Origin of the sequence: Actinosynnema sp. NPDC023658, from assembly GCF_040639995.1 — a bacterium.
Classification (GTDB): domain Bacteria; phylum Actinomycetota; class Actinomycetes; order Mycobacteriales; family Pseudonocardiaceae; genus Actinosynnema.
Genome location: NZ_JBFAAX010000117.1, coordinates 1 through 3,302, shown reverse-complemented (window position 1 = coordinate 3,302; position 3,302 = coordinate 1). Strand labels below are relative to the sequence as shown.

3 protein-coding genes are annotated in these 3,302 nt (G+C 73.8%); all 3 read left to right on the top strand.

Annotated features, from left to right (window positions below; genetic code table 11):
* Nucleotides 1-61 precede the first annotated feature (61 nt).
* A complete protein-coding gene (locus AB0G02_RS15715) occupies nucleotides 62-1,753 on the top strand; it encodes a tetratricopeptide repeat protein (RefSeq protein ID WP_360794237.1) in 1,692 nt (563 codons plus the stop codon).
* Nucleotides 1,754-2,049: 296 nt separating this feature from the next.
* Entirely contained in the window at nucleotides 2,050-2,358 is a 309-nt protein-coding gene (locus AB0G02_RS15710; RefSeq protein WP_360794235.1) for a hypothetical protein, read from the top strand.
* Nucleotides 2,359-2,394: 36 nt separating this feature from the next.
* On the top strand, nucleotides 2,395-3,234 hold the full coding sequence (locus tag AB0G02_RS15705; protein WP_360794233.1) for a LytTR family DNA-binding domain-containing protein: 840 nt from the start codon (nucleotides 2,395-2,397) through the stop codon (nucleotides 3,232-3,234).
* Nucleotides 3,235-3,302 lie beyond the last annotated feature (68 nt).

Here is a 3,302-nt window from a genome sequence, read left to right as displayed (position 1 = left end):
CTCTGTGCTGATCACCGTCCGTTAAGGGCTTGTGTGGAGTTCAGAGTAGTGGAGTAGGGATGTGCCGCCGGGGCTCGAGTCGTGCTCGCTGCTGGCGCGGTCGCTCGGCTCGGACGCGGCGGTGAACCAGTTCGACGCGCTGAGCGAGCTGGCCCGGCTGTGCGGCTACCTGCCGCTGGCGCTGCGGATCGCGCTGGGCAACCTGGTCGGCTCGTCGCACGTGGACGTCGCCTCCTACGTGGAGGAGCTGCGCGGCGGCGACCGGCTGGCCGTGCTCGCGGTGGACAACGACGACACGGCGGCCGTGCGGCGGGCGTTCGACCTGTCGTACGCGGCGCTGACGCCGGGCGCGGCGCGGTTGTTCCGGCTGGCCGGGCTGCTGCCGGGACCGGACTTCAGCGTGTTCGGCGCGGCGGCGCTGCTGGACGCGCCGGAGGACGTGGCGCGCGGGCTGCTGGAGGACCTGGCGTCGGCGCACCTGGTGCAGCGGGTCGGCGGGGAGCGGTTCGCGCTGCACGACCTGCTGCACGACTACGCGGCGGACCGGGCCGAGGCGGCGGGCGAGGACCTGGCGGCGGCCCGGCGGCGGCTGTTCGACTGGTACCTGCGCACTGCGGTCGAGGTCGGTGACGTGCTGTACCCGGAGCTGGGCGCGTCCGGGCCGCCCAGGATGAGCCCGGACGCGGCGAGGGCGTGGTTGGACGCGGAACGGCCCAGCGTGCTGGCGGCGACCGAGCACTGCGCGGCGCACGGTCCGTTGCCGATGGCGTGGCGGCTGATCGACGCGGTCGGCGGGTACTTCGGCTCGCACGGGCACCACGTGGAGTTCGTGCACGCGATCGACGCCGCGCTGGGCGCCGCGCGGGCGGCCGGCGACCACGACGCGGAGACGTTGATGCTGGTGTGGCTCGCGGCCGAGCACCGCAACCTGGGCAACCTGCGGTCGGCCCAGCGGTACCTGCGGTCGGCGCGGCCCACTGGCCCGCCGGTGTGGCTGCACGCCGGGCTGGACGGCGTGGTGCACCTGGAGCTGGGCGAGTTCCCGGCCGCGTTCGCCTCGTTCGAGCGGCTGATGGCGTTGAGCGGGCAGGAGTGGGCCGGGCCGCACGTGCGGATCGGGGCGCTGGCCGGGCTCGGGGCGTTGCGGATGATGCGCGGCGAGCTGGTGACGGCGAAGTCGCTGCTGGCCGAGGGGCTGGAGCTGGCGAGGTCGGCGGACGGGGTGAACCTGGAGGCGGCCTGCGCGGCGCTGCTCGGGCGGTGCCACACGGCGGTCGGGGAGCACGAGCGGGCCGTGGAGCTGCTGCGGCACGCGTTGGCGGCGTGGTTCCGCACCGGTGCCCGGCACGCGCGGGCGGAGGCGATGGCGCACCTGGCGGCGGCGCTGTGCCTGGGCGGGGAGCACGCGGAGGCGTTGCGGACGGCGCAGCGGTCGTTGGCGCTGGTGCAGGAGCTGGGCGGCAGCCCGCGGATCGAGTCGGAGGTGCACAACGCCCTCGGCCTGGTGCTGCGCCACCTGGGCAAACCGGGCCGCGCCGTCGCCGCCCACCGGCGGGCGCTGGAGCTGGCCACGTCGTCGGACTACCGCTACGGCGTCGCCCGCTCGCACGTGCACCTGACCCGCGCCCTGGCCGCCGACGGCCGCCGCGCGGAAGCCCTCCGCCACGCCCGCGTGGGCCGCGACCTGGCCACCCGGAGCGGTTTCGGCGAGTTCGAGACCATGGCCGCCACCGCCCTGACCGACCTGGGCTGACCGCCCCCGCTCAGCGACCCGAGCGTTCAACTCACCCGTTCCCGCCGTAGGACACGCGCGACGTGAACGTAGGACTCTCGCGAGAGTCCTACGTTCGGAGCGCGAGAGTCCTACGTCCAGGACACCCGAGTTGAACGCTCGGAACGCGGAACCGGAGAACGCGGGTCGGAGCGGGGCCGAGGGCGTGCCGACTCCGGTGACCGATTGAGACCACTCCTCCGGGTCGTTGACCTGCGCGGTCGGAGAACGGGAACATCGGGTTTCGATACTTCGGCGGCTCACTCGTGGGGGATGGCATGGATTCCGATCCGCACGTCGACCTGGCGCGGATCGCGGACCCGACGCCGCGCACTCCCGCCGAACTGGTCTGCGCGCTCACGGAGCTGGCGCGCTTGGCGAACGAGTGGTCGGACGTGGTGCGCGGGTTGCAGGAGCCGACCCGCCGGTTCGTGGGCAGCGCGGCGGCGGCTTCGGTGTCGCTGGCCGCGCGGCGTGCCGAGGAGGCGTTCCTCGAACTGGAGATGACGCTGGGTGACGCCCAGGCCGCACGGCGGTCATTGCCCTTGGCCACCCCCAAGGGTGAGGATAGGCGTCCGGTGGTCTAATCGCCGACGCAGCCGACCGCACCGCATTGGAACTCCATGACCTCAGGACTTCCCTGCCCTCTCTGCGAGGGTCCGGAGCGCCGCGGGGCGCTTGAGCGCACGCTGCGGGTGCTCGCCGTGGACGACGAGGCGCCGGCGCTGGAAGACCTCGTCTACCTGCTGCGCTCGGACCCGCGGGTCGCCCACGTCGAGGGCGTCACGGACGCGACCAAGGCGTTGCGGACGCTGCACCGCGCGATGGACGCGGGCCAGCCGGTCGACGCCGTGTTCCTCGACATCCGGATGCCCGGACTGGACGGGTTGGACCTGGCCCGGGTGCTGTCGCGGTTCGCCCAACCGCCGCGCATCGTCTTCGTCACCGCGCACCAGGAACCGGCGGTCGAGGCGTTCGAGCTCAAGGCGCTCGACTACCTGCTCAAGCCGGTCCGGCCGGAGCGGTTGGCCGAGTCGGTGCACCGGATAGTGCACGAGGTGCTCGACTCGAAAGCGGCGGAACCGGCCTCCCCCGCGCCGGCCGAGAAAGCGCCCGACGTGGGCGACGAGGTCATCCCGGTCGAGCTCGGGGGCATCACCCGGTTCATCCGGCTGGCCGACATCCGGTACGTGGAGGCGCACGGCGACTACGCCCGGCTGCACACCGCCACCGGCAGCGGATTGGTCCGCGCCGCGCTCAACGGGCTGGAGGAGCGCTGGCGCTCCGCCGGGTTCGTGCGCATCCACCGCAGTCACCTCGTGTCACTCGGCCACATCGACGAGCTGCGCCTGGAGGACGGCCACCTGAGCGTCAACATCGGCGGCGCCGTGCTGCCGGTCAGCCGGCGGCACGCCCGGCACCTGCGCCAGCTCCTGGTGCGCCGCAACCGGCAGCCGTCGTGACCTCGCCGCAGCGCCCGCCCACCCAGCGGGTCGTGGTGACGAGCCCGCGCACGCGTGCGCCGCGCGCC